The 7,354-nt window shown below is 72.3% G+C and carries 6 protein-coding genes and 2 pseudogenes; 6 read left to right on the top strand and 2 right to left on the bottom strand.

Translation table 11 applies throughout. The features are described from left to right. Together E1258_RS34100 and lexA are read right to left on the bottom strand one after the other, a co-directional pair. A partial coding sequence (locus E1258_RS34100; protein ID WP_207919756.1) for a hypothetical protein occupies nucleotides 1-206 on the bottom strand: 206 nt, incomplete at its 3' end. Nucleotides 207-248: 42 nt separating this feature from the next. Next, a complete protein-coding gene (lexA, locus tag E1258_RS27830) occupies nucleotides 249-1,031 on the bottom strand; it encodes a transcriptional repressor LexA (RefSeq protein ID WP_132406345.1) in 783 nt (260 codons plus the stop codon). Between the two features lie 604 nt (nucleotides 1,032-1,635). Between lexA and nrdR the strand changes: the two genes are divergently transcribed. The 6 genes and pseudogenes from nrdR to E1258_RS27860 all read left to right on the top strand — a co-directional run bounded on the left by nrdR (nucleotide 1,636) and on the right by E1258_RS27860 (nucleotide 7,213). Beyond that, on the top strand, nucleotides 1,636-2,148 hold the full coding sequence (gene nrdR / locus E1258_RS27835) for a transcriptional regulator NrdR (protein WP_132406347.1): 513 nt from the start codon (nucleotides 1,636-1,638) through the stop codon (nucleotides 2,146-2,148). 64 nt (nucleotides 2,149-2,212) lie between these two features. Further along, a complete protein-coding gene (locus E1258_RS27840; RefSeq protein ID WP_132406349.1) occupies nucleotides 2,213-5,131 on the top strand; it encodes a vitamin B12-dependent ribonucleotide reductase in 2,919 nt (972 codons plus the stop codon). Nucleotides 5,132-5,265: 134 nt separating this feature from the next. Continuing rightward, nucleotides 5,266-5,923 (top strand): annotated as a pseudogene (locus E1258_RS27845) (DUF2332 family protein); the annotation flags it as partial. A 1-nt stretch (nucleotide 5,924) separates the two neighbouring features. Continuing rightward, a pseudogene (locus E1258_RS27850) lies at nucleotides 5,925-6,191 on the top strand (IS5/IS1182 family transposase); the annotation flags it as partial. 80 nt (nucleotides 6,192-6,271) lie between these two features. After that, nucleotides 6,272-6,514 (top strand): DUF5522 domain-containing protein, encoded by a 243-nt coding sequence (locus E1258_RS27855; RefSeq protein WP_132406351.1) that lies wholly within the window; start codon nucleotides 6,272-6,274, stop codon nucleotides 6,512-6,514. A gap of 147 nt (nucleotides 6,515-6,661) precedes the next feature. Then, nucleotides 6,662-7,213, top strand: a complete 552-nt coding sequence (locus E1258_RS27860) for a hypothetical protein (RefSeq protein ID WP_132406353.1) — start codon at nucleotides 6,662-6,664, stop codon at nucleotides 7,211-7,213. Nucleotides 7,214-7,354: the final 141 nt, after the last annotated feature.

Consider the following 7,354-nt stretch of genomic DNA (forward strand, 5'->3'; position numbering starts at 1 on the left):
GTGGTGGGGTGTACGGCGGCGGGCGAGCCGAGCCGCCCCGGCGGGGACAGGCCCCCCGGGACCCGCGCGGGGGTCGGCGCGGCGCCGGTGGGCCCGGCGACGAGCGCGGCGGCTACGGTCAGCCGCCCGGCGGCGGTCGCGAGTACCGGGGCGACCGGTACTGACCTGCGGGCACCGACGGTCGACCGGCCGGGCAGGCCGCTCAAGCTCCGCTGGTGGATCAGCGCCTGAGCGGTCCGCGGCGGCGGTCAGATGCGGCGCAGGACGGCGACGACCCGGCCCATGATGGTGGCGTCGTCGCCGGGAATCGGGTCGAAGGCCGGGTTCTGCGGCATCAGCCAGACGTGGCCGTCCCGGCGGCGGTAGGTCTTCACGGTCGCCTCGCCGTCGAGCATGGCGGCGACGATGTCGCCGGCATCGGCGGTCGGCTGCTGCCGGACCACCACCCAGTCGCCGTCGCAGATCGCGGCGTCGAGCATCGAGTCGCCCTTGACCTGGAGCATGAAGACCTCGCCCTCGCCCACCAGCTCACGGGGCAGGGGGAAGACGTCCTCCACCGCCTGCTCGGCGAGGATGGGGCCACCGGCGGCGATCCGGCCGAGCATCGGCACGTACGCCGGTGCGGGGCGCTGGGAACGGCTCGCCTCGTCGTCGAGCGTCTCGTTGGGGGCCCGGACGTCCACGGCACGCGGGCGGTTCGGGTCCCGCCGCAGAAAGCCCTTCTTCTCCAGCTCCTTGAGCTGGTAGGCGACGCTGGACGGGGAGACGAGGCCGACGGCCTCGCCGATCTCCCGCACGCTCGGCGGGTACCCGTGCCGTTCGACCCAGGTGCGGATGAACTCCAGGATGCGGCGCTGCCGGGTGGTGAGGTCGACCGTGGCCGGGTCGGGGAAGCTGCTGACCACCGGAGTGACCGGGCGCACGGCCGGCTGAGCGGCCCGGCTGCGCGCGGCGCGGGGGCGTCTGGCCGGTGGACCCGCCTCGGTGCTCTGCTGCGGGTTCTTCGGCCAGCTGGCCCGGTCCTCGGTCACGTCCGTCCTCCCTGGTCGGCGCTGGTTGCCCGGCGGCCCGTGGGCGTGCGGCGAGCCGCGCGGGTTGCCTCGGTGGCCGGTCCGCGTGCTCGCCGGCCCGGTTGTTCTCGACCGTATAGGTGGGATCGGTCATTTTCAAACATCTGTACGACCTTCGCTGGCGTGTCGGGGCCGGAAAGCGGGAAACCCGAACGCCTGTTCTGGTAGATGGTACGCGCATTCGAACGTCAGTTCGACCGCCGCGCTGTTTCCTGACGCCGCGCCGCCCGCTCCGTGGCGGTCGGTCCCGTTCGGGTGGCGGGGCGTGACCGGGGGGAGGCATGTCGCGTTGGGGCTTTCGGCGGCTTTGGGAGCGCGGGGTGATGACGTGATCCTGGTGACGCGCCGGACACGCCGGCGAACTTGACCACGGTCCGCCGGACGCATACGGTCGACCCCTAGATGTAGTAGTCACACTGGCGTAAGTCGCCTACAGGTTGGGTTCGACTACCGACCGCACTCCCCGCTACCGCACCCGGTGGCGGCCCCCGGGCGGGGCCGGCGCCGCGGTTCCGCGTGCCCGGGGATGGCTGTCGGCCCGCCCGTCGATGAAGGAGGTCAGGCGATGCGGTGCCCGTACTGCCGACACGCCGACTCCCGGGTCGTCGACTCGCGGGAGGCCGACGACGGCCAGCTGATCCGCCGGCGGCGGTCCTGCCCCGAGTGTGGCAAGCGGTTCACCACCGTCGAGGAGGCGGTGCTCGCGGTGGTCAAGCGCAGCGGGGTGACCGAGCCGTTCAGCCGCATCAAGATCATCGGCGGGGTGCGCAAGGCGTGCCAGGGGCGGCCGGTCGACGAGGACTCGATCGCCCTGCTCGCCCAGAAGGTCGAGGAGACCATCCGGGCCAAGGGGGCCGCCGAGATCCCCAGCCACGACGTGGGCCTGGCGATCCTGGGCCCGCTGCGGGACCTGGACGAGGTCGCGTACCTGCGCTTCGCCAGCGTCTACCGCTCGTTCGACTCGCTGGCGGACTTCGAGCGCGAGATCGAGACCCTGCGGGCCGCCGCCCGCGCCCGGGAGGGCGCCGGTGCCGGCGACGGGGTGGCCGCGGCGGGGGCCGCCGGCCGTACCAATTGATTTTTCCTGGTTTCTGACAGTTGGACGCGCGGCGGGTGACCGCGCAGACGAGGGGGCGGATGAGATGGCGGGGGACGGCGTGACAGCCAGCCGGACGCGGACGAAGGCCAGCACCGGTCTGAAGATCGAGCGGGTGTGGACGACCGACGGGGTCCACCCCTACGACGAGGTGTCGTGGGAGCGACGCGACGTCGTGATGACGAACTGGCGGGACGGCTCGATCAACTTCGAGCAGCGCGGGGTGGAGTTCCCCGAGTCCTGGAGCGTCAACGCGGCCAACATCGTCACCACCAAGTACTTCCGTGGTGCGGTGGGCACCCCGGAACGGGAGTGGTCGCTGCGGCAGCTCATCGACCGGGTGGTCAGCACCTACCGCGCCGCCGGCGAGGAGCACGGCTACTTCGCCACCCCGGCCGACGCCGAGGTGTTCGCCCACGAGCTGACCTGGATGCTGCTGCACCAGGTGTTCAGCTTCAACTCGCCGGTCTGGTTCAACGTCGGCACGCCCTCGCCCCAGCAGGTTTCCGCGTGCTTCATCCTGTCCGTGGATGATTCGATGGATTCGATCCTCGACTGGTACAAGGAGGAGGGGCTGATCTTCAAGGGCGGCTCCGGCTCCGGGGTCAACCTGTCCCGGATCCGCTCCTCCCGGGAGTTGCTCTCCTCCGGCGGCACCGCCTCCGGCCCGGTCAGCTTCATGCGCGGCGCGGACGCCTCCGCCGGCACGATCAAGTCCGGCGGCGCCACCCGGCGCGCGGCGAAGATGGTCATCCTCGACGTCGACCACCCGGACATCGAGGAGTTCGTGATCACCAAGGCGCGCGAGGAGGACAAGATCCGCGCGCTGCGGGACGCCGGCTTCGACATGGACCTCGGCGGCAACGACATCGTCAGCGTGCAGTACCAGAACGCCAACAACTCGGTGCGCGTCTCCGACGAGTTCATGTCGGCCGTGGAGAACGGCGGCGGCTTCGACCTGCGCGGCCGGCTCGACGGGCAGACCATCGAGACCATCGACGCCAAGAAGCTGTTCCGCACCATCGCCCAGGCCGCCTGGGAGTGCGCCGACCCCGGCCTGCAGTACGACGACATCATCAACGACTGGCACACCTGCCCGGAAACCGGGCGGATCACCGCATCCAACCCGTGTAGTGAGTATCTGCACCTGGACAACTCCTCGTGCAACCTGGCCTCGCTGAACCTGATGAAGTTCCTCCGCGCCGACGGCGGGTTCGAGGTGGAGAAGTTCGTCCGGTCGGTCGAGTTCGTCATCACCGCGATGGACATCTCGATCTGCTTCGCCGACTTCCCGACCGAGAAGATCGGCGAGACCACCCGCGCCTACCGTCAGCTCGGCATCGGGTACGCCAACCTCGGCGCGCTGCTGATGGCCTCCGGCCTGCCGTACGACTCGGAGCAGGGCCGCTCCGTCGCCGCCGCCATCACCTCGCTGATGACCGGCACGGCGTACCGCCGCTCGGCCGAGCTGGCCGGCATCGTCGGCGCGTACGACGGCTACGCCCGCAACGCCGAGCCGCACAAGCGGGTCATGCGCAAGCACGCCGCCGCCAACGACGCGATCAAGCCGGCCGGCGCCGTGGCCACCGCCATCCAGCGGGAGGCCACGAAGCAGTGGACCCAGGGCAACAAGGTCGGCGACAGGTACGGCTGGCGCAACTCGCAGGCCTCGGTACTCGCTCCGACCGGAACCATCGGCCTGATGATGGACTGCGACACCACCGGCGTCGAGCCGGACCTGGCGCTGGTCAAGTTCAAGAAGCTGGTCGGCGGCGGCTCGATGCAGATCGTCAACCAGACCGTACCGCGCGCCCTGCGCAGCCTCGGCTACCCCGAGGAGCAGGTCGAGGCGATCGTCGAGCACATCGCCGACCACGGTCACGTGGTGGACGCCCCCGGCCTCAAGCCGGAGCACTACCCGGTCTTCGACTGCGCCATGGGCGAACGGTCCATCGCGCCGATGGGCCACGTGCGGATGATGGCGGCCGTCCAGCCGTTCATCTCCGGCGCCATCTCCAAGACGGTCAACATGCCCGAGCAGGCGACCGTCGAGGACGTCGAGAAGATCTACTTCGAGGGCTGGAAGCTCGGTCTCAAGGCCCTCGCGATCTACCGGGACAACTGCAAGGTCGGCCAGCCGCTGTCGGTGGCCAAGCCGAACAAGGCCGTCGTCGAGGCGGCCGTGGAGGCCGCGGTCGAGGCCGCCGCCGTCGAGAAGGTCGTCGAGAAGGTCGTCGAGTACCGCCCGGTGCGCAAGCGGCTGCCGAAGAAGCGCCCGTCCCAGACGGTCAGCTTCTCCGTCGGCGGGGCCGAGGGGTACCTCACCGCGTCGTCCTACCCGGACGACGGCCTCGGCGAGGTCTTCCTCAAGATGTCGAAGCAGGGCTCGACCCTGGCCGGCGTGATGGACGCCTTCTCGGTGGCCATCTCCATCGGCCTCCAGTACGGCGTCCCGCTGGAGACGTACGTCAGCAAGTTCACCAACATGCGCTTCGAGCCGGCCGGCATGACCGACGACCCGGACGTGCGGATGGCCGCCTCGGTGATGGACTACATCTTCCGTCGCCTGGCCCTGGACTTCCTGCCGTACGAGCGCCGCGCCGAGCTGGGCATCTTCACCGCCAAGGAGCGGGCCGCCCAGCTACGGGCCGAGGCGGAGGCGGAGAGCGCGACGGTCAGCGGTGCGGACCTCACCGCGATGGCCTCGTCCGCCCCCGTCGAGGCGCCCGAGCCGAGGACGGGCGTGGAGGCCACGGCCGGGGCGGTAGCCCAGCCGGCCCGGGAGGTCGCCGACGTCGCCGCCGCCAAGCCGGCCCCGTCGGTCGGCTCCAGCACGGAGCTGCTGGAGGCTGTGATCAGCAAGGCCGCCGACGCGCCGCTCTGCTTCACCTGCGGCACGAAGATGCGCCCGGCCGGCAGCTGCTACGTCTGCGAGGGCTGCGGATCGACCAGCGGTTGTAGCTGAGTGCACACACCGTCGAGCCCCGGGCGCGCCCGCGCCCGGGGCTCGACGGTTGTGTAAGGAAGGGCCCCTTGTTAACGCCTGCGGTAGAAAAGGGCACCCCTCTCACCCCCCCGCAGATCGACTAGCCTGTCCGGATGGCCGGTTCGGACGCGACGGTCGCCGCCGGCTACGTGGAGTTCGCCGACCGCGAGGCGCGCGGGGTGTCGCCCGCGTACGAACGCCTGGCCCGCGCAGTCGCCCGCGACGACCGGCTGCTCGCGTTGCTCGGCGCGCTCCCGGCGGCCAAGCGGCAGCCGAACCTGCTGTTCGGTGTCGTCCGGCTGCTCGGCGGCCCGGTCGAGGACCCGGCCGCGTTCGGCGAGTTCACGGCGGCCCACTGGCCGGCGGTCGCGGCGGAGCTGCGTAACCGGGCCACCCAGACCAACGAGGCCGGCCGGTGCGCCGCGCTCCTGCCGGTGCTCGCCGTGCTACCGCAGCCGCTCGCCCTGCTGGATCGGCGCGTCCGCCGGCCTCTGCCTCTACCCCGACCGGTACGCCTACCGCTACGGCGACCACCGGATCGGCGCCGGGGAGCCGGTCCTCGACTGCGCGCTCACCGGCGCCCCACCGCCGACCCGCCGGCCCGAAGTGGCGTGGCGGGCGGGGCTGGACCTGAACCCGCTCGACGTGACCGACCCCGCCGACATCGCCTGGCTCGACGCCCTCGTCTGGCCCGAGCACACCCACCGCCGCGCCCGGCTGCGGGCCGCGGCGGCCGTGACGGCGGCCGACCCGCCGCTGCTCGTACGCGGCATCCCGGGCGAACCGTCGCTACCTGCGCCGGCGCGGGATCGCCGCGACCATCCCGTCGAAGGCCGACCAGGACGCCAACAGGCGCAAGAAGGGGTCCAAGGGCGGCCGGCCACCGGCCTTCGACCCCGAGCGGTACAAGCAGCGTCATGCCGTGGAGTGCGGCATCAACCGACTCAAACGCAACCGCGCGGTGGCCACCCGCTTCGACAAACTCGCCGTGCGCTACGAAGCCACCGTGCATATCGCCGCGATCAACGAGTGGCTGTGACCGACTTCGACACAGGCCCTAAAAAGGGGCCCTTCCCATGCAGAATGCGTTAACAGGGGGCCCCTCCTTACACTGCGGCGGTGAGTGGGGAGCGGGTGCCGCTGGCGGCCCGGCCGTTGACGGAGCCGCACCCGTCGCGGCTGCCTCCGGAGCATCCGCACCGGGGGCGGATCCTCGCTGCGCACACCGCCGCCCTCGCGGCGGGGCAGGCCGGCTACCCCGATCCGGACAGCGGCCTGTTCGTGCTCACCGCCGGCTTCCTGGCCCGCCGGGGCACCTGCTGCGGGCGAGGCTGTCGACACTGTCCGTACGTGGCCGACTGAGGGCCGCCGGCCCAGCAGGGACCACCGGCGGCCGAGGCTTCCGGCCCGGTGCGCGAACCGCCGGCCGAGGGCTTCCACCGGACGCGGACAACCCGTACGGTGTCGGGCGGACATCGGCGGGAACCGCTGAGGAGCGCGGAGGTTGGGGTGCGCGGTCGGATCTGCCTGGCGGGCGTGACGGTGCTGCTGGTGGCGGGGTGCGGGACGGAGCCGGCGGAGCGGGTGGCGGTGCCCCGGGGCGCGCCGGTGGTGGTCGACGTCCCGGCGGCGTCCTCCGGTGGCGCCTGCCTGCTGCTCGACTTCGGGGTGGTCGAGCAGCACACCGGGGAACGGTTCGACGTGGCGGCGTCCAGCGCGCGCGACGACACCCGTACCTGCGTGCTGCGCGCGGAGCGGGCGCTGCTGCCCGAGCTGGCCCTCATCGTCACCGACACGTCGATCGGCGTGGCCGACTTCACCGCCGACGTGCAGCCCGACGGCGCCCGGAAGGTCAGCAGGCTTGGTCAGGTCGCCTACCGGCGGACCGGGGCCGCGACCAAGGGACACGGGCCGGTCGCCGAGGTCGGCTGGCTGGCCGCCGGGGACCGGCTCGCCGTGCTGCGCTGGACGCTGCCGAAGGGCGCCGAGCGCGCCGCCGCCGACGAACTGGCCGGGAAGCTGGTCGCCCTCGCGGGAACGGTCGACACCCGGGCCCTGTGAGCCCCACCCGTGGGCGTCGCGGGCCCCGCCGAGGTCGTCGCGGGAGCCCGCCCACCTCGTCACGGGAGCCCCGGCCGGGGCCTCACGGGTCCGGCCGGGGCCTCACGGGTCCGGCCGGTGCCGGCCCCCGCCCCCCGGGGC

Origin of the sequence: Micromonospora sp. KC207, assembly GCF_004348615.1 — a bacterium.
GTDB lineage: Bacteria > Actinomycetota > Actinomycetes > Mycobacteriales > Micromonosporaceae > Micromonospora.